The 17,986-nt window shown below is 58.9% G+C and carries 15 protein-coding genes, 4 tRNA genes and 1 riboswitch; of the genes, 4 read left to right on the plus strand and 15 right to left on the minus strand.

Annotated elements, in window-relative coordinates; translation table 11 throughout:
- Positions 1 to 2 precede the first annotated feature (2 nt).
- From ACXX83_RS18175 to ACXX83_RS18190, 4 genes are all read right to left on the minus strand, one after another.
- Positions 3 to 1,247 carry a glutamine synthetase family protein gene (locus tag ACXX83_RS18175; RefSeq protein ID WP_172435664.1) on the minus strand — a complete coding sequence of 415 codons (1,245 nt, stop codon included), beginning with the start codon at positions 1,245 to 1,247 and terminating at the stop codon, positions 3 to 5.
- A gap of 201 nt (positions 1,248 to 1,448) precedes the next feature.
- On the minus strand, positions 1,449 to 2,141 hold the full coding sequence (locus ACXX83_RS18180) for a sensor histidine kinase (RefSeq protein WP_015096479.1): 693 nt from the start codon (positions 2,139 to 2,141) through the stop codon (positions 1,449 to 1,451).
- On the minus strand, positions 2,138 to 3,742 hold the full coding sequence (locus ACXX83_RS18185) for a response regulator (protein WP_458549239.1): 1,605 nt from the start codon (positions 3,740 to 3,742) through the stop codon (positions 2,138 to 2,140). The genes ACXX83_RS18180 and ACXX83_RS18185 overlap by 4 nt, the downstream gene beginning before the upstream one ends.
- 339 nt (positions 3,743 to 4,081) lie before the next feature.
- Positions 4,082 to 4,158: transfer RNA gene (locus ACXX83_RS18190), tRNA-Arg, on the minus strand.
- A 290-nt stretch (positions 4,159 to 4,448) separates the two neighbouring features.
- Here ACXX83_RS18190 and ACXX83_RS18195 point away from each other — a divergent pair.
- The 3 genes from ACXX83_RS18195 to ACXX83_RS18205 all read left to right on the plus strand — a co-directional run bounded on the left by ACXX83_RS18195 (position 4,449) and on the right by ACXX83_RS18205 (position 5,610).
- Positions 4,449 to 4,670 (plus strand): hypothetical protein, encoded by a 222-nt coding sequence (locus ACXX83_RS18195; protein WP_126047121.1) that lies wholly within the window; start codon positions 4,449 to 4,451, stop codon positions 4,668 to 4,670.
- Positions 4,671 to 4,691: 21 nt separating this feature from the next.
- A complete protein-coding gene (locus ACXX83_RS18200) occupies positions 4,692 to 4,871 on the plus strand; it encodes a PA3371 family protein (RefSeq protein WP_217836148.1) in 180 nt (59 codons plus the stop codon).
- A gap of 412 nt (positions 4,872 to 5,283) precedes the next feature.
- The gene (locus ACXX83_RS18205; protein ID WP_003178899.1) at positions 5,284 to 5,610 is read left to right on the plus strand and encodes an Arc family DNA-binding protein; all 327 of its coding nucleotides are present in this window, start codon (positions 5,284 to 5,286) and stop codon (positions 5,608 to 5,610) included.
- Positions 5,611 to 6,111: 501 nt separating this feature from the next.
- On the opposite strand, the gene mgtE is transcribed toward ACXX83_RS18205, so the two are convergent.
- The 8 genes from mgtE to ltaE form a co-directional block, all read right to left on the minus strand.
- Positions 6,112 to 7,554, minus strand: a complete 1,443-nt coding sequence (gene mgtE / locus ACXX83_RS18210) for a magnesium transporter (RefSeq protein ID WP_007971042.1) — start codon at positions 7,552 to 7,554, stop codon at positions 6,112 to 6,114.
- A gap of 559 nt (positions 7,555 to 8,113) precedes the next feature.
- A tRNA-Arg gene (locus ACXX83_RS18215) sits at positions 8,114 to 8,190 on the minus strand.
- Positions 8,191 to 8,262: 72 nt separating this feature from the next.
- Positions 8,263 to 8,339, minus strand: a tRNA-Arg gene (locus tag ACXX83_RS18220).
- Positions 8,340 to 8,446: 107 nt separating this feature from the next.
- A tRNA-Ser gene (locus tag ACXX83_RS18225) sits at positions 8,447 to 8,537 on the minus strand.
- Between the two features lie 62 nt (positions 8,538 to 8,599).
- On the minus strand, positions 8,600 to 8,788 hold the full coding sequence (csrA, locus tag ACXX83_RS18230; RefSeq protein ID WP_002554426.1) for a carbon storage regulator CsrA: 189 nt from the start codon (positions 8,786 to 8,788) through the stop codon (positions 8,600 to 8,602).
- A gap of 188 nt (positions 8,789 to 8,976) precedes the next feature.
- Entirely contained in the window at positions 8,977 to 10,218 is a 1,242-nt protein-coding gene (locus ACXX83_RS18235) for an aspartate kinase (RefSeq protein WP_007971040.1), read from the minus strand.
- A gap of 91 nt (positions 10,219 to 10,309) precedes the next feature.
- A complete protein-coding gene (gene alaS / locus ACXX83_RS18240; protein ID WP_095963655.1) occupies positions 10,310 to 12,931 on the minus strand; it encodes an alanine--tRNA ligase in 2,622 nt (873 codons plus the stop codon).
- A 146-nt stretch (positions 12,932 to 13,077) separates the two neighbouring features.
- Positions 13,078 to 14,082: a low-specificity L-threonine aldolase gene (gene ltaE, locus ACXX83_RS18245; RefSeq protein ID WP_458549241.1), complete on the minus strand. Its 1,005-nt coding sequence runs from the start codon at positions 14,080 to 14,082 to the stop codon at positions 13,078 to 13,080.
- Between the two features lie 198 nt (positions 14,083 to 14,280).
- A riboswitch (FMN riboswitch) is annotated at positions 14,281 to 14,451 on the plus strand.
- A 103-nt stretch (positions 14,452 to 14,554) separates the two neighbouring features.
- Between ltaE and ACXX83_RS18250 the strand changes: the two genes are divergently transcribed.
- Complete coding sequence (locus ACXX83_RS18250) at positions 14,555 to 15,064, plus strand: 6,7-dimethyl-8-ribityllumazine synthase (RefSeq protein ID WP_015096496.1); 510 nt, start codon at positions 14,555 to 14,557, stop codon at positions 15,062 to 15,064.
- A 125-nt stretch (positions 15,065 to 15,189) separates the two neighbouring features.
- Here ACXX83_RS18250 and astE read toward each other — a convergent pair whose 3' ends face one another.
- The 3 genes from astE to astB form a co-directional block, all read right to left on the minus strand.
- A complete protein-coding gene (gene astE / locus ACXX83_RS18255) occupies positions 15,190 to 16,200 on the minus strand; it encodes a succinylglutamate desuccinylase (protein ID WP_217836151.1) in 1,011 nt (336 codons plus the stop codon).
- A 12-nt stretch (positions 16,201 to 16,212) separates the two neighbouring features.
- Positions 16,213 to 16,500 carry a topoisomerase II gene (locus tag ACXX83_RS18260; protein ID WP_103397753.1) on the minus strand — a complete coding sequence of 96 codons (288 nt, stop codon included), beginning with the start codon at positions 16,498 to 16,500 and terminating at the stop codon, positions 16,213 to 16,215.
- A 61-nt stretch (positions 16,501 to 16,561) separates the two neighbouring features.
- Positions 16,562 to 17,908 carry an N-succinylarginine dihydrolase gene (gene astB / locus ACXX83_RS18265; protein WP_015096499.1) on the minus strand — a complete coding sequence of 449 codons (1,347 nt, stop codon included), beginning with the start codon at positions 17,906 to 17,908 and terminating at the stop codon, positions 16,562 to 16,564.
- Positions 17,909 to 17,986: the final 78 nt, after the last annotated feature.

Below are 17,986 nucleotides of genomic sequence, written 5' to 3' on the forward strand. Positions count from 1 at the left end.
CGTCAGGCCTGGGCGGCTAAAACACGTCGTTCCCAGGGCGTAATTTCATCATGGAAACTGCTCAGTTCCAGGGTCTTCGAAGCGATGTAGCCTTCGATGAATTCCGTGCCGAACAGTTCCTTGGCCAACTGGCTACGTTTCAGACGCTCAAGTGCCGCATGCAAGGTACACGGCAATGAAAGATTGTCCGGCACTTCGAATTCACCCTGGATCGGTGCGCTTGGCTCCAATGCGTTCTCGATGCCATGCAACCCTGCCGCCAAGCTTGCGGCAATGGCCAGATACGGGTTGGCATCGGCCCCGGGCAAACGGTTCTCGACCCGACGGGCCACTGGCAAACTGGCCGGGATGCGCAGCCCGGCCGCCCGGTTGTCGTGGGACCAGCAGGCATTGTTCGGCGAGGCGTAAGGGTGGCACAAGCGCTGATAGGAGTTGACGTTCGGCGCAAACAACGCGGTGAAGTCGGCCATGCACACTTGCTGACCGGCAATGAAATGGCGGAAGGTGGCCGTCTCCTGCCCCGCCTCGTCACTGAACACGTTACGCCCCGAATCGATCTCGACCACGCTCTGGTGAATATGCATCGAACTGCCCGGCGTATGCGCCAAGGGCTTGGCCATGCAAACCACGCTCAGGCCGTGCTTGAGGGCAACTTCCTTGAGCAGGTGCTTGAACAGGAACGTCTGGTCGGCCAGCAGCAACGGATCGCCATGCAGCAGGTTGATCTCGAACTGGCTGACGCCCATCTCGTGCATGAAGGTATCGCGGGGCAATCCCAGGGCCGCCATGCACGCGTAGACTTCATTGAAGAACGGCCGCAAGCCGTTATTGGAACTGACGCTGAACGCCGACTGACCGTCCTCGCGGCGACCGTCCTGCCCCACCGGTGGCTGGAACGGCTGAGTCGGGTCGGTGTTAGGCGCAAAAACGAAGAACTCAAGCTCGGTCGCCACCACGGGCGCCAGGCCGCGGGCCGCGTAACGGGCAATTACTGCCTTGAGCTGGCCACGGGTCGACAGGTTTGAGCTGGTGGTAGTGCCCAGTTCGTCCGCGTCGCAAATGGCGAAAGCACGCGGCGGGTTGCTCCAGGGCAAACGGTGGATTTGTGCAGGGTCCGGAATCAGCGCCAGGTCGCCATCATCGCTGCCGTAAAAACGCGCCGGCGGATATCCGCCCATGATGCATTGCAGCAGCACACCCCGCGCCAACTGCAAACGTCGACCGTCGAGAAAACCCTCGGAGGTCATCACCTTGCCCCGTGGTACGCCGTTCAAATCCGGCGTGACACACTCAACTTCATCAATGCCCGTCAATCGCTGCGCGAGTGAACTCAGGCCAACGGTCGTCATGACGCTATCCTTGTTATTGTGCGGGCCGCGAACGGCGACCGTACAAAATAGGCTTCGCGTGTTCGGAATTTCAAGCAGCGTCGTTAAATATGCTGCCTGTCAGGGCAGGCAAAGACGAAACACCCCACCGCCCAACGGACCGCCATTGCTGATTTCGGTGTGCCCGCCCACGCCGTTGCGTTGATGCAGTGCGGCAATTCGCCCCGCAAAGTACAGGCCCAGGCCGGTGCTGCCGGTGCTTTGATTGATGCCCTGGGCATAATCGGCCTGACGCTCGATCATCTGCGCCGGATACCCCTCGCCATCGTCATTGATGGTCAACACCAGTTGCCCGGCTTCGTCACTGACACTGATCAGAACGGCATGCCGTGCAAAACGAATGGCGTTGTTGATGCAGTTGGCCAATACCGACGCGATCAACTCGCGGTCGAAGAAACCCAGCGGGCTGAGCGGGTCCACTTCATAGGTGGCCATGATGCCGCGGCTGGCGAACACCTCTTGATGACACGCCAGTTGCGCTTCGATGAAGTCGTCCAGCTCATGGTAGGCCGGTTGCAACGGCATCTGGTTGACGCCGAGCTTATACAGCCCCAGCAACTGCACCAGCATGCCGTTGAGGTGGGCGAACTCGAAATCGATCACGCCCTGCTCCGGCGTCTGCTGCGCCGATTCCGGCAATCGCGCCAGCCACTGGCTGTGGGCCTGCATCAGCATGGCCAGCGAGTTCTTCATGTCGTGCACGGTGGAGGCGATCACCGTGGAGAAGTCCAGTGCCTGTTCATTGTCGTTCATTGGCCAAACGCCTTGCTTTTGAGCTTTTGGTAACGTGGAAAACGCGCGTCGGAGTCGGGCATCAGGCCGACCATTTTCAGGCAGGTCCGGCATTCCTCCAGCTCCGCCGAAGCAACGCTGGTATCGGTGCCGTGCAACAGCGACTGCGCCATGTTCAGGGCGATACTGATGTTCTTCGGTTGCATCGCCAGGGCTTTGCGAAAAACCTGCCGGGCCTCCACCAGATTGCCGGTCTTGTAGACGCGCACGCCCTGACGGTTGAGTTCAGCGGCGGCGTTGCCGGCATTGAGGATGCTCGGGTCGTCGGTCTGCTTGGCGATGTCCTTCATGACCGCCGGATCGTCGCCGTAGATTTCCACGCAGTTTTTCAGCATCGCGGTGCCGGCCTCGGACTGCCCGAGCATTTTCAGTTGCTTGGCCACCAGCAACGCAGCTTCGGCGCTCATGAATTGCTCCATGCCATCGAGGCGCAACAGGGCCTGCTCGGTGAGCTTGTCGGCCGTTTCCGCATCGTTGATCAGCAGACTGGTGGCCTTCATCAAACGCGCACGAATTTGCAGGCCAGGGTCGCCAGGGTTGTCCTTGGCCACTGCGCTCAACGTGGTATTGATTTCCAGCCGGGTGCGGGTATCCAGCCCCCTGTCGTGGCCCTTGCTGATCAAGGCGTGAGCCAGGCCGAGGTTACTTTCAGGGTCCTTGAAACGTGACTGCGCGCCTTGGGCTACCGCCTGACGATAGGCTCTGGAAGCGGTATCGAAGTCCTCGTTGGTCATAGCCAGCTTGCCCAGCAACGCTTGCCGGCGCACCGCCAGCGGCGACAGGCGAATCGCTTCTTCGAGAACGCGCTGCGCACCCTTGGTGTCCCCTTCGGCGACCAGCACATCAGCCATGCCGTCATACAGTGACGGCATCATCGGGAACACTTTCAGGGCTTTTTCGTAGATACCTTTGGCCTGCGCGACCTGACCGCGCTTGAACAGCAACTTGCCCAGCCCGGCAAACGCCCAGGGCAACGGACGGTCGGCGATGATGCCGTCGTACAGCCGCTCCAGCGCTTCGTTCTGATTGAGGTCGCGCAAGGCATCGGCGCGATAGCGCAGGCACAACGGCGAGTAACGAATGTCTTGCTTGCACAAGGCGATGCAGGCGTTGAGCACCTCCATCGGCTTGCCCCGGTCGAGGGCCTGCAGGATCGGCTTGAGCAAAGTCTTGCGCTGCTCCAGGCGCTCCAGGCGCTGGGCCAGGCTGGAACGGTTGAACGGCTTGGTCAGGTAGGCATCGGGCTCATGCTCCAACGCACTGAGCACCATGGCCTGGCTGGTTTCGGCGGTGACCATCACGAACACCGCTTCATGGCTGATCAACTTTTCTTCCATCAGGTCTTCGAGCACCTGCTGGCCGTTCTTCTTGCCGTCGCCCAGGTGAAAGTCCTGCAGGATGAAGTCGTACTGCTTCTGCGAACACATTTTCAGCGCCTGTTCGCCGGTATCGGCAGTGTCCACTTCCTTGACACCCAGCTCGCGCAGCATCGAGCGAACCGAACTGCGGAAGTCCGAGAAATCATCGACGATCAGAAAACGCTTTTGGTGATACGACAGCATCGAAGATTTCCAGGCAATTTAAGAAGAAGAACCCAAAGGCAAATACACGGACGGACTCAGCTTCGCAGCCCTTGATTTGGCGCGCAGATGATAGCTGGTAGCCCTTAGCCATCAAACAGCTTCTCATCGCCAATCAGCACATGCACTGACCGCCACAGATGAAGAAGCTCGTAACTGTCCGGGTTATCGGCCAGCCATGGCATTCCCTTGAGAACCTGCCCCAACGCTCACTCTGAATAGGTGAAGTCGGTTGTGGAAACGAGACGCAACGCACAAAAAAGCCCCGCCGGAATCAACCTTCCGACGGGGCTTTTTGGACAGCAAAGTGCTGATGAAGGATGGTGTCCCAGGGCAGGTTCGAACTGCCAACCTTCCCCTTAGGAGGGGGATGCTCTATCCAATTGAGCTACTGAGACACAAGTCGGCCGCGACGAAACGCGGCGCGATGGACGGCGTGCATGTTAACGGCCGGGCTGGCTTTTGTCATGTCGTCCGTAGGCTTTTTAAGTGTAGGCAGACGCCTCGACCGAGCGCGGACTTGTTGACCGTGCAAATTGCATCAATGCAAAAAGCCATCATTGCAAAATGCAATATGGCGCTTTACCAAAAATAACTTAATTCATTGTTTTTAAAGAATTTAATTGTCGATAAACTCTGGCATGCGAGCTGCTTCTGCTGTTCTCACAGAACAACCGAGGTCCGCGCCATGAATTGCGCCCTTTTACTCTTGAATGCAATCGCACTGGCAGTTTTATCGGGATTTCATTTTTTTCCCGAGAGCAGCGCTACGCAGGTTGCCCAACGCATGCCGCATTACCTTCAGTTGCAGAAGGCTCCGCAACTGGCAGCGATAAGCGACCAGCACGGCTTTGTCAGCCAGGAAAACATCACGGCGCCGAACCCGCCTGCTGAACGTTTGGTATTTTGAATCCCCCACCAGGAGCACCGCATGTCCAGATCAGCCGCGAGTTTCTTAATCCTCGCCTTGTTGAGCGGCATTTTTCATCTGTCATTGACCCAGGACATGGTCGTCACCCTCCCCCTGATCGCCTGTGGTGTATTCACCGCTCTGTTCGTGCTCGCATTGATTGTCGGACGCAAGATCAAGTTTGATCCGGTATTGCGTTGACCCTGGCTTGGCAGATTCAGCGCAAGGCCCTGCCATCCATCCTGAATTCAGCCCCTCAATACGACCTCTCCTAGTAAATCGGCCATTTGCCACTATTCTGTAAGGGTAGGGAACAGGGATCGAGTCCGCTTTATCCTCCCGCCAGAGACCTTTCGTCGGTCGGAGAAAACGCAAAGCGAAACGGCCCGGTCAAACTTTTCAAACCAGTGCGCATTTCTGATAATTGGTGCTGGCAGAACGCCTTTATCCAGTTCAATATTTGTCACAGAATTGACGCCAAGGATCTGGCTGGTTTGAGGCATGATGCGCGCCTCTATCAATTCAGGTTGAACATTTGGTCAGAGAGCTTGTCCTATCAGACATCCTGCGGCCAATCCCGAAAACCGCTCCCCTGAACTAACCGGTTAAATATATGCGCCCATTGAAACAGGCAATTTATTCCAGCCGTACGGCTGACAAGTTCGTCGTACGTCTGCCAGACGGAATGCGTGAACGCATTGCCGAGGTGGCTCGCAATCATCATCGCAGCATGAACTCCGAAATCATTGCGCGCCTTGAGCAGAGTCTCATTCAGGAAGGCGCACTGGGAGAAGAGTTGAGCATGCGCCTGGACAGCCCGGAGCTTTCCTTGCACGAACGGGAGCTGTTGCAGCGCTTCCGCCAACTCTCCCATCGACAGCAGAACGCCCTGGTGTCGCTGATCGCTCATGACGCTGAAATGGCCGCAGACGCGTCCTGATTCAGCCAGAAAGCTCAAGCCAGCCTGATCGCTGGCTTTTTTTTGGTTATTTCACTGGTTTGAGCATGAGCACGACCCCTTGTGCTGGCGATGGTCGTTAACGATAACGTGGGTGAACTGGATAAACGCGGCGCACTTGAGTCCATCGCCAGCAGGCTGGCTCCTACAGTTTCAGCGAGGGCATGGCCCCCTGTGGGAGCTGGCTTGCCAGCGATGGTCGTTAACGATTACGCGGGTGAACTGGATAAACGCGGCGCACTTGAGTCCATCGCCAGCAGGCTGGCTCCTACAGTTTCAGCGTGGGCATGGCCCCCTGTGGGAGCTGGCTTGCCAGCGATGGTCGTTAACGATAACGCGGGTGAACCGGATAAACGCGGCGTACTTGAGTCCATCGCCAGCAGGCTGGCTCCTACAGTTTCCCGGGAATGCGTGAAGAACCTTTTTGCCTGAAACCCGGGCACAAAAAACCCGCCAGAAGGCGGGTTTTCAGTGAGCCGGGCATCAGAGCAGGAAAATTGTCGCCAACCCGAGGAAGATGAAAAAGCCTCCGCTGTCGGTCATGGCCGTAATCATCACACTGGCACCCATCGCTGGATCGCGGCCCATCTTCGCCAAGGTCATCGGAATCAAGACCCCCATCAATGCCGCCAGCAACAGGTTGAGCGTCATCGCGGCGGTCATCACCACCCCGAGCGACCAGCTGCCATACAGCAGATAGGCGACCACACCGATCACCCCGCCCCATATCACACCGTTGATCAAGGCGACTGCCAACTCCTTGCGCATCAGGCGCGAGGTATTGCCGGTGCTCACCTGGTCCAGCGCCATGGCCCGAACAATCATGGTGATGGTCTGGTTGCCCGAGTTACCACCGATGCCCGCCACGATCGGCATCAACGCCGCCAGCGCCACGAGCTTCTCGATCGACCCCTCGAACAAGCCGATGACCCGGGAAGCCACGAACGCGGTAATCAGGTTGATCGCCAGCCAGGCCCAGCGGTTACGCAGGGATTTCCAGACCGACGCAAAAATGTCTTCTTCTTCTCGCAGACCCGCCATGTTGAGAACTTCGCTTTCGCTCTCTTCACGGATCAGGTCGACCATTTCATCGATGGTCAGACGACCGATCAGCTTGCCGTTCTTGTCGACCACGGGCGCGGAGATCAAGTCGTAACGCTCGAACGCCTGGGCGGCATCGTAGGCGTCTTCGTCCGGGTGAAAACTCACCGGATCGCTGGCCATCACCTCCGAAACCTGTTTGTCCGGATCGTTGACCAGCAAACGCTTGATCGGCAACACGCCCTTGAGGACGCCGTCGTAATCGACCACGAACAGCTTGTCGGTGTGGCCCGGCAGCTCTTTCAGACGACGCAGATAACGCAAGACCACTTCAAGGCTGACATCCTCGCGGATGGTCACCATCTCGAAGTCCATCAGCGCACCGACCTGCTCCTCGTCGTAGGACAGTGCCGAACGCACACGCTCGCGTTGTTGCTGGTCGAGGGTCTCCATGAGCTCATGGACGACGTCTCGCGGCAGCTCGGAGGCCAGGTCAGCGAGTTCGTCGGCATCCATGTCCTTGGCGGCTGCCAGGAGCTCGTGATCGTCCATGTCGGCGATCAGCGATTCACGGACCGAATCGGATACTTCAAGCAGGATGTCGCCGTCGCGATCGGCCTTGACCAATTGCCAGAGCGTCAGACGATCGTCCAGCGGCAAGGCTTCAAGGATATAGGCGACGTCGGCGGAGTGCAGGTCATCGAGCTTGCGTTGCAACTCGACGAGGTTCTGCCGGTGGACCAGGTTCTCGACCCGGTCATGATGCGGGCCTTCCTGGCGGTGAGTCAGGTCTTCAACCACTCGCTGGCGCTGCAGCAACTCAACCACCTGAGCCAGGCGATCCTGCAAGCTTTCCTGCGTTTTCTTTACTTCAACTTCGGACATAGGCGAACTCCACTCCCAGCAGCGGGGCACGCCGGAAGGATCAATCAGTCAATTCATGATTGGTGAAACGGGGTACTGAGTAACTACTGGGTAAGTCCATGGAGGTATTCCACAAGCCCCGGCGGGGCTGACGGGCGCAATGATACACCGCCTGACGGTTTTAAACGTTAAAAAATCTTGGCTGAAACAAGCGCTTGCACAACAAACCTGAGCATCGTCCTGACCAGTGAAAGTGCGACGACGTATTCTGAAAAGAAAACACACGTCCCTTCGAAAATTGTAGTCGCCAGTCTTGAAAGGAACGTGGCGGAGGGCTCTGAGGTGCATGCGGAGACAATCATCCCCTAGCGAGTGACGCCGGCATGACCCGACAAGACGCCGAAAGCGCCCTCGGCAAGCCGGACAGGCTCAGTATTGGCAATTCAGCCACGAGCGATCGCTACGACACCCTGCAAGGTCGCAGCGCAAACCTGGAGTTCGATGAGAAGGGATGCACGAAAGGAAAAAGCCAAATCCCGGACGGCAAAAAGCCCGCATTAAATGCGGGCTTTTTGTTGTATGGTGCACTCGACAGGATTCGAACCTGTGACCGCTCGGTTCGTAGCCGAGTACTCTATCCAGCTGAGCTACGAGTGCAATTTGTGTTTTTAGACCAGATCACAACTGGTTGAAGCCAAGTCATTCACATTACTGCAGATGACTCTTAAATGGTGCACTCGACAGGATTCGAACCTGTGACCGCTCGGTTCGTAGCCGAGTACTCTATCCAGCTGAGCTACGAGTGCATTTGTTGCCGCGCATTATAGGCCGTCTAATCTCTATGTCAAACACTTTTTCTAGTAATTTCAACAACTTACCGAAAAAGCCAGATTACAACGTACTAAGCAAATAATGGCGGAGAACGGGGGATTCGAACCCCCGACACCCTTTTGAGGTGTACTCCCTTAGCAGGGGAGCGCCTTCGGCCACTCGGCCAGCTCTCCGCAACACGGGGCGTATATTAACCAGCTTCTTCCCCGTTTGCAAACATAAAAAACGATAAAAATTAATGGCTTGGTTCTTCGTCCTTCTCTTTCTTGATACGCAGGTAGATTTCTTCCCGGTGAACAGCGACCTCTTTGGGGGCATTAACACCGATGCGCACTTGATTTCCTTTGACGCCGAGTACGGTCACGGTGATTTCGCCATCACCGATAATCAGGCTTTCTGCACACCGACGAGTCAGAATCAGCATACCTTTCTCCTCACGCATTTCATTTCAGGGACAACAGTCTGCAAAAAAAAGGCACTCGACCCACAACCGGAGCGGTCGCAGCCCTACATGCCTGAGTATTGACTAGCGCGAGCAAAAGAACAGGCTCGGGGGTCACGCCATTCAAAAAAACAAAAGGCGCGGTCAGACCGCGCCTTTTGGCAAACGCATCACTCGCCCTGGCGGGCCGGTGCGTCCAGTTCGAAAGCCGTGTGCAGAGCGCGCACAGCCAGTTCCAGGTACTTCTCTTCGATCACTACGGAGACTTTGATTTCCGAGGTCGAGATCATCTGGATGTTGATGCTTTCCTTGGCCAGGGATTCGAACATGCGGCTGGCCACGCCTGCGTGAGAGCGCATGCCGACGCCGACGATCGAGACCTTGGCGATCTTGGTGTCGCCCACGACTTCACGGGCACCCAGCTCGCCAGCGGTTTTTTCCAGCACGGCTTGCGCCGCCTGGTAGTCGTTACGGTGCACGGTGAAGGTGAAGTCGGTGGTGTTATCGTGCGCGACGTTCTGCACGATCATGTCGACTTCGATGTTCGCGGCACTGATCGGGCCGAGAATCTTGAAGGCAACGCCCGGGATGTCTGGCACGCCACGGATGGTCAGCTTGGCTTCATCGCGGTTGAAAGCGATACCGGAAATGATCGGCTGTTCCATGGTTTCCTCTTCATCAATAGTAATGAGGGTGCCCGGACCCTCCTTGAAGCTGTGCAGTACGCGCAGCGGAACGTTGTACTTGCCGGCGAACTCGACCGCGCGGATCTGCAACACCTTGGAACCGAGGCTGGCCATTTCCAGCATCTCTTCGAAGGTGATCTTGTCCAGGCGCTGGGCCACGGACACTACACGCGGGTCGGTGGTGTAGACGCCGTCGACGTCGGTGTAGATCTGGCATTCGTCAGCCTTCAGGGCCGCCGCCAGCGCCACGCCGGTGGTGTCGGAACCGCCACGACCGAGGGTGGTGATGTTGCCGTGCTCGTCGACGCCCTGGAAACCGGCGACAACCACCACACGACCTGCCTTCAGGTCACCGCGAATCTTCTGGTCATCAATCTGCAAGATACGCGCTTTATTGTGCGCGCTATCCGTCAGAATCCGCACCTGGTTGCCGGTGTACGACACCGCCGGCACGCCGCGCTTGATCAGCGCCATGGCCAACAGGGCAATCGTCACCTGCTCACCGGTGGAGACGATCACGTCCAGCTCGCGCGGAACCGGTTGGCCGTCGCCACTGATTTGCTTGGCCAGATCGATCAGACGGTTGGTTTCGCCGCTCATTGCAGACAGCACAACTACCAGGTCATCGCCGGCATCGCGGAATTTCTTAACCTTGTCGGCGACCTGCTCGATTCTCTCGACAGTGCCGACCGAGGTGCCTCCAAATTTCTGTACGATCAAAGCCATTTCAAAGCCGCCTCTGCCCATGAAGGGCGCCCAAATAATCACTCAAACAGCGTTGCGGCCCGCCACTAGACTGCGAGCCGCAAACACTGCCTTATAGACCCTGCTCTACAAACGGAACGGTCAGCGCCAGTGCTGCATCCAGTGCGCCAGCGTCGGTACCGCCGCCTTGCGCCATGTCTGGACGACCACCGCCCTTCCCGCCCACTGCCGCAGCGGCTTGCTTCATCAAATCACCGGCTTTGAGTTGGCCAGTCAGGTCTTTGGTTACGCCTGCAACCAGAACGACCTTTTCCTCATGGACACTGCCGAGCAGGATCACTGCGCGGCCGAGTTTGTTTTTCAGTTGATCGACCAGCGCCAGCAGCGCCTTGCCATCCTGACCGTCCAGACGCACGGCCAGCACTTTCACACCCTTGACGTCCTGCGCCTGGGCCGACAGATCGTCGCCCGCGGCACTGGCTGCCTTGGCTTGCAACTGCTCGAGTTGCTTCTCCAGCAGACGGTTGCGCTCCAGCACAGCCGACAGCTTGTCGATCAGGTTATCGCGGCTGCCCTTGACCAGGCTCGCCGCTTCCTTGAGTTGTTCTTCCGCCGCGTTCAAGTAGGCCAGTGCCGCAGCACCTGTGACGGCTTCAATACGACGCACACCCGATGCCACACCGCCTTCGCTGATGATTTTCAGCAGGCCGATGTCGCCGGTACGGTTGGCGTGGATACCGCCGCACAGCTCGACGGAGAAATCGCCCATGCTCAGTACGCGCACGCTATCGCCGTACTTCTCGCCGAACAGCGCCATGGCGCCTTTCTGCTTGGCGGTTTCGATATCGGTTTCTTCGGTTTCAACCTCGGAATTCTTGCGAATCTCGGCGTTGACGATCTCTTCCAGCGCTTTCAGTTGCTCAGGCTTGATCGCTTCAAAGTGGCTGAAGTCAAAGCGCAGGCGCTGACTGTCGACCAACGAACCTTTCTGCTGGACGTGGTCGCCCAGTACCTGGCGCAATGCGGCGTGCAGCAAGTGAGTCGCCGAGTGGTTCAGCGAAGTCGCGTGACGCACTTCGGCGTCGACATGAGTCTCCACCGGAGTACCTACGATCAGGCTGCCCGAGTCCAGCACGCCGTGGTGCAGGAACGCACCACCGGTCTTGGTGGTGTCGCGCACGTCGAAACGCGCAGCACCGGCCTGCAGGAAACCGCAATCACCGATCTGGCCACCGGACTCCGCATAGAACGGTGTCTGATCGAGGACGATCACACCCTCTTCGCCTTCGCTCAGTACGTCAACCGATTGCCCGTCTTTATAGAGAGCAACGATTTTGGCAGAACCGCTGTGAGCGGTGTAACCGGTGAACTCGGTGTCCACATCGACCTTGACCAGGCTGTTGTAGTCCATGCCGAAGGAACTGGCGGAACGGGCACGGACGCGCTGGGCTTCCATTTCACGCTCGAAACCTTCTTCGTCGATGGTCAGGCTGCGCTCGCGAGCGATGTCGCCGGTCAGGTCCATCGGGAAACCGTAGGTGTCGTAGAGCTTGAACACCACGTCGCCCGGCACCACGTCGCCTTTGAGTTCAGCCAGATCCTGCTCGAGGATCTTCAGGCCCTGCTCCAGGGTCTTGGCGAATTGCTCTTCTTCGGCCTTCAGCACGCGCTCGATGTGCGCCTGCTGGGACTTCAGCTCAGGGAAGGCCTCGCCCATCTCGGCGACCAGGGCCGCGACGATCTGGTAGAAGAAGCTGCCCTTGGCGCCCAGCTTGTTACCGTGACGGCAGGCGCGACGGATGATCCGGCGCAGCACGTAGCCGCGGCCTTCGTTGGACGGCAGCACGCCGTCGGCGATCAGGAAACCGCAGGAACGGATGTGGTCAGCCACGACTTTCAGCGATGCCTGGGCGTCGTTGGTGCAGCCGATGGCCTTGGCCGAAGCGCTCAGCAGGCTCTGGAACAGGTCGATTTCATAGTTCGAGTGAACGTGCTGCAGCACGGCACTGATCCGCTCCAGGCCCATGCCGGTGTCCACCGACGGCGCTGGCAGCGGGTGCAACACGCCATCGGCGGTGCGGTTGAACTGCATGAACACGTTGTTCCAGATCTCGATGTAACGGTCGCCGTCTTCTTCCGGCGAGCCCGGAGGGCCGCCCCAGATGTCGGCGCCGTGATCGTAGAAAATCTCGGTGCAAGGACCGCACGGGCCGGTATCGCCCATGGTCCAGAAGTTGTCGGAAGCGTACGGCGCGCCCTTGTTGTCGCCGATGCGCACCATGCGCTCGGCAGGAACGCCGATTTCCTTGGTCCAGATGTCGTAGGCCTCGTCATCGCTGGCGTAGACGGTGACCCAGAGCTTTTCCTTCGGCAGGTTCAGCCACTTGTCGGAAGTCAGGAAGTTCCAGGCGTAGCTGATGGCATCACGCTTGAAATAATCGCCAAAGCTGAAGTTACCCAGCATTTCGAAGAAGGTGTGGTGACGAGCGGTATAACCGACGTTTTCCAGGTCGTTGTGCTTGCCGCCGGCGCGCACGCATTTCTGGCTGCTGACCGCGCGGGTGTACGCGCGTTTTTCCTGGCCCAGGAAGCAGTCCTTGAACTGGTTCATCCCCGCGTTGGTGAACAGCAGGGTTGGGTCGTTGCCCGGAATCAAAGAGCTGGAGGCTACACGGGTGTGGCCTTGCTCTTCGAAGAAGCGAAGGAAGGCTTCACGGATTTCTGCGCTTTTCATTAGGTTCTTCCACGGAGGCTGCGGCCAAAGGCCTGTTCGAAACGTCAACAGACGAAGCGACGGCAAAGGGCCGCATTATATCGGCCCTGCGCGCGGGGTACAGCGTGTTTATACGATAGAAACGGTCAATTGGAGCGCTAACGCTATCACTTGCGCGAAAAGTCGACGAATGTCGCGACGACTTGCCCGATTTGCCCACGGCTGACGTCCATGTGCGTGACCATGCGCAGACGCGCGGCCGCACTGAGCCTGATCCCGCGCTCGGCGGCAAAGGCCTTGAGCGCTTCGGCCTGGTCGCCCATTTGCACATATACCATATTGGTCTGCACCGGCTCGACCTCGAAGCCCGCCGCACGAAGGCCTTCGGCCAGCAACTGCGCGTTGGCATGGTCATCGGCCAGGCGCTGAACGTTGTGATCCAGCGCATACAGGCCGGCCGCAGCCAGAATACCGGCCTGACGCATGCCGCCACCGACCATCTTGCGCAGGCGCCGAGCCTTGCCGATCAGCTCGACCGAGCCGCACAGCACCGAACCGACCGGTGCGCCCAGCCCTTTGGACAGGCACACCGAGACCGAATCGAAATACCGGGTGATTTCCCGGGCATCCACACCCAGCTTCACTGCCGCGTTGTACAAACGTGCGCCGTCCAGGTGCAGCTGCAAACCCTGCTCGCGGGTAAAACTGCGTGCCCGGGCCAGGTATTCCAGCGGCAGGACCTTGCCTTGCATGGTGTTTTCCAGCGCCAGCAAGCGGGTGCGGGCGAAGTGGAAGTCGTCCGGTTTGATCGCCGCCGCGACCTGTGCCAGGTCCAGCGAACCATCGGCCTGCACCTCCAGCGGCTGCGGCTGGATCGAGCCGAGCACCGCTGCGCCGCCACCTTCGTACTTATAAGTGTGGGCCTGCTGGCCGACGATGTACTCGTCACCGCGCTCGCAATGGGCCATCAACCCCAACAGATTGCTCATGGTCCCGGTGGGCACGAACAGCGCCGCGGCAAACCCCAGGCGCTTGGCCAGTTCGGCCTCCAGACGATTGACCGTCGGATCTTCGCCATACACGTCGTCGCCGGTGGCGGCTTTGGCCATCGCGTCCAGCATGCCGGCGCAAGGTTGGGTGACGGTGTCGCTGCGAAGATCGATAACGCTCATGAATCTGGCCTCGGTAAGCAGGGGAAATCCCTTTCAGGAAAGAATTACTGCGGGCATGGCGACGATTAATCAACCCTTGCGTAGGAAAAGGCCGATTAAAACAACGGAAAAGTCGATGACAATCATCCAAAAGGGGCCATGCGCATATCGCAAATATGTGATAAAAACGCTGCGCCGCCAAACATTCCGGCGGCAAAAAAACGTTCTCAGGGCGGGGTGCAACTCCCCACCGGCGGTAATTGCGCGCAATGCGCATAGCCCGCGAGCGCTTGATGGCAGCACGGCTTCGGCGGTGCCTGACAGCAAGGTCAGCAGACCCGGTGTGATCCCGGGGCCGACGGTCATAGTCCGGATGAAGAGAGAACGGGATTGACACCAGAGGGCCTTCCGCCGGCATTCGTGCGAGCGTGCGTACCCTCAGATCCCCTTCGATTCATAACGCCCTGTTTTTCACACAAACAGGAGTCAGAACATGCAACCCACCGCAATTGACAGCAAAAGCAAACACCATCACGGCGAGCGCGTTGCGTTCATCCAGGCCTGCTGGCACAAGGAAATCGTCGATCAGAGCCGTAAAGGTTTCCTCGCCGAAATGATTGCCCAGGGTTATCAGGAATCCGACATCGACTTCTTCGAAGTCGGCGGCGCCTTCGAAATGCCCCTGCACGCCAAGTTGCTGGCCAAGACCGGTCGTTATGCCGGCATCGTCGCGGCAGCCCTGGTGGTGGACGGCGGGATCTACCGACACGAGTTCGTCGCCCAGTCGGTGGTCAGCGGCCTGATGCAGGTTCAACTGGAAACCGAAGTGCCGGTGTTCTCGGTATCCCTGACCCCGCACCACTTCCATGCCGGCGAAGAGCACCAGAAGTTCTTCTTCGAGCATTTCGTGCATAAAGGCCAGGAAGCGGCGAAGACCTGTGCGGATACGTTGCACAAGATCCGTAGCCTGCGCCGTAGCGAGCCACGTGCTGTAGCTGTCTAACACCGCAATCCCCTGTAGGAGCGAGCTTGCTCGCGATGGTCTTCAACGATAACGCTGGGTATCTGATACCCCGCGGCGCTCTCAAGTCCATCGCGAGCAAGCTCGCTCCTACGGGAGTTATCAGATCAGGCCAGGTTTTCGTCGGTAGTCGGCACGACCAGGATGCCGGCACGCAAACCATTCTTCACCTTGGGGTTCGGGAAGATGATCCGGGCGCCCTCCTCCTCGATGATCCAGCGGGTGTTGGCGATGTCTTCCGCCAGCAGGTAACCCACTTCCAGCTCCGAGAAATTCTCGACGTCCGCCGGCAGGTTCAGGCGAAAGCTGTCGCTGTGCTTGATGATTTCCCGTGCCACGCTGTAAAGCTGCAAACCGTCCAGTGCCGCTTCAGTCAGTTCCGGTTCGGTGCCTTCGATGATCTGCTTGAGGCGCGCCTCCAGCAGCGACACGTTGACCCCGGCGTTCTGCCCGAACGGCCGCGCCTTGCCCAATTCCAGGGTGAAGGCCTCGGCACCGAGTTTGTCGTAGGTGTAGGCGCTGAACACGATGGACGGTTTGTTCTGCAGCAACACCGCTTCCATGCCGGCGGCACGCAGGCGCGCCAGTTCCTGGCGCGAATGCTGGCGGTCTTCTTTCCATGGGTATAGGGCGAACTGCTCGATTTTCGAGCCACGAATCGCCGTGTGCAGGTCGTAGTGCAAGCGCTGACGGTCCGGCAGGCTGAAGAAGCTGGCCGCCAAACGCTCCAGCTCACAGGCGCGCAGGGCTTCGGAGCCGCTGCTTTGTTCGTGACGGCCGTTGAACAGCCGATTGACGTCCTGCTCGACGAAGCGCTCGCCTTTGCGAATCGCTTCGGGGTTGCCGAACAGGAACAGAATACGTGCGCGCGGCTTCAGGTCGCCGCGGGCAATGTCGTGCAACAGGCGATCGAGCAACTCGATCGGCGCTGTTTCGTTGCCGTGGATCCCCGCCGACAGCAGCAGGTCCAGTCCATTGTCACGCGCTTGCGGTGGCCGGACTTCCAGCGCACCTTCGCTCAACCAGCGCATGCGCACGCCTTCGACAGTCAGTTGAGTCTTCTCCGCCGGTTCGCGGCCGGCGAGGGTCAGTTCAAGCAGTTTGCCGAGGGCGAGCATAGAGCGGTTTCCTTAGTGATCGTGGTTGCAGTCCGGGCCGTGAACATGGTCCTCGTCGGTGAGGTCGGCAGGTTCCATCTCCAGTTGCAGACTTACCAGATTAGTCGCCAATGGGCGCAGCAGCAGGTTGGCGTATTCGGCATCGCCTTCTTCGACGTCCACGCCGATCAGCAACTGGCCACGGCCGTCCTGCTGGATCCACAGCTCTTTGCCTTGCCACAGGACCGCGACGCGGGTGCAGGACGTCTCCAGTTGCGTGCCGTCGGTGTCTTCAAGGATCAGCTGCAGGGTATCGCTCATGTGTTTACGCTCTCGTTTGAGATGAAGCGACGCGCTGCCATCCGGGGCAGCGCGTCGTCGATCAATTGATCTGGAATGGATAAACCGCGCCCAGTTTAAGGATTTGCGTCAGTTCATCCAGTGCCGTCCGGCACTCAAGCAGCAATTGCGGGTCCGCCAGATCGTTTTCGGTCATGCGGTCGCGGTAGTGCTTCTCGACCCATTCGGTCAGTGTGCCGTACAACGGTGCCGTCATGATAACCCCTGGGTTGACGGCCGCCAGTTCGGTTTCGTTGAGTGCGACGCGCAACCGCAGGCAAGCCGGGCCACCGCCGTTCTGCATGCTTTGCTTGAGATCGAAGACTTTCACTTCGCGGATCAGGCCGCCGGAGCTGGTCAAACCCTGCAAGTATTGCCAGACACGCTCGTTGCCACGGCATTCTTCCGGCACGATCAACAGCATGGAGCCGTCAGGACGCGACAGCAGCTGGCTATTGAACAGGTAGGAACGTACCGCGTCTTCCACGCTTACTGCGGAACGCGGTACGCAGATCGACTGAAATTTCCCACCGGCCTTGGCGAGTTTGCTCTGCAATTCAGCGAGCATCTTCTCGGTCTCGAGGAACGCGTCCTCGTGATAGAACAGCACTTCGCCATTACCCACGGCGATCACGTCGTTGTGGAACACGCCCTGATCGATCACCGATGGGTTCTGCTGGGCGTAGACCACGCCGTCATCGCTCAAGCCGTGCAAACGGGCAACGGCCTGGGACGCTTCGAGGGTCTGGCGCGCCGGGTACTTCTGCGGAGCCGGGTAGCGGGTATCGAACGCGCTGCGGCCGAACACGAAGAACTCGACACCGGCTTCGCCGTATTCACGGCAGAAACGCGTGTGGTTGGCCGCACCTTCGTCACCGAACTGCGCCACGGCCGGCAAGGCGGCATGGTGGGCGAAGTGTTTCTGGTCAGCGAACATCGCACCCAGCACGCGGCTGGTGGTCGGGTGTTCGATACTGCGGTGATATTTGCAGTTGAGGTTGGCAGCGGTGAAATGCACACGGCCGTCAGCGGTGTCGGCGCTCGGGCTGACGGTGGCGGCGTTGGCCACCCACATGCTCGAGGCCGAGCAACTGGCCACCAGCAGCGGCATCGCGTCTTTGGCAGCGCGCTCGATCACTTGAGCGTCGGTGCCGCCAAAGCCCAGGCGACGTAGCGCGGCCACATCCGGGCGCTCCTGCGGTGCCAGCACGCCTTGCTGGAAGCCCATTTCCATCAGCGCTTTCATCTTCGCCAGGCCTTGCAGCGCCGCTTCCTTGGGGTTGGAAGACTGCTGGCTGTTGCTCTGGGACGCGACGTTGCCGTAGGACAGGCCGCCGTAGTTATGGGTCGGCCCCACTAGACCGTCAAAATTGACTTCATAGGATTTCATCAGCGAGGCTCCACGAGAATCTGTTGTTATAGGCTTCAGTAACTAGATTTGAGACCGAGGCGCGGCCTTCGCGAGCAG

Source organism: Pseudomonas sp. GNP012 (genome assembly GCF_054343835.1).